The sequence below is a fragment of the Treponema sp. R6D11 genome (assembly GCF_054786075.1).
Window position 1 is genome coordinate 1 of the sequence record NZ_BDHD01000518.1, and the last position, 859, is coordinate 859.

The following is an 859-nucleotide window of genomic DNA, read 5'->3' on the forward strand; positions in this document are numbered from 1 at the left end:
CGTCGATGCCGTTTTCAAGTTCGATAAACGCGCCCGCGCTTGTGATCTTAACGACTTTGCGTTTTATCCTTGAGCCTACGGGGTATTTTTCTTCGATGGCGTCCCACGGGTTTTCCTGAACCTGTTTAAGGCCCAATGACACCCTGCCCGCCTGAAGATCGTAACCTAAGATCATGCACTCGACGACGTCGCCGCTTTTCAACAAATCCTGCGGTTTTTGAATTTTCTTAACCCACGAAAATTCCGAGATGTGCGCCAATCCTTCGATTCCTTCTTCAAGTTCGATAAAGGCGCCAAAGTCCGTAAGTTTCGTGACTTTGCCCTTTACGATGTCGTTAACATGGTATTTTTCCTCGAAATGAACCCACGGATCGTCGGTGTAATGCTTAAGGGAAAGGTTGATTCTTTTTTCCTTGTTGTCTATGCGGATAACTTTTAATTTTATTTCCTGGCCTTTTTTAACGTAATCTTTAGGGCGTGTAACGTGCCCCCAGCTCATGTCGTTAATGTGCAAAAGACCGTCGAAACCGCCAAGGTCTATAAACGCGCCGAACGAGGTGAAGCTTTTTACGATACCGGTAACGTCCGTACCGATTGGCGTGTTTTCAAAGAACGCCTTGCGTTTGGTGTCATGTTCTTCTTCCATGCACTTGCGCCTGTTTACGACGATATTTATTTTATTGTCGGAATAAATTCTTTCGACGTAAAAACGGGATTTTAAGTTGAGAAGTTTTTCCGGCGTTTCAACTTTTGTTATGTCGGACTGGCTTACGGGAAGAAACGCGTGAACGCCCGCCCCAAGATTTACGTCGAAGCCGCCTTTAACTTTCGATTCTATAACGCCTTCTATGGCGAGATG

The 859-nt window shown here is 45.6% G+C and carries 1 protein-coding gene; it reads right to left on the reverse strand.

Annotation, left to right across the window (positions count from 1 at the left end; translation table 11 throughout):
* A partial coding sequence (locus ACYVTD_RS14385) for a S1 RNA-binding domain-containing protein (RefSeq protein WP_461248404.1) occupies positions 1-859 on the reverse strand: 859 nt, incomplete at both ends.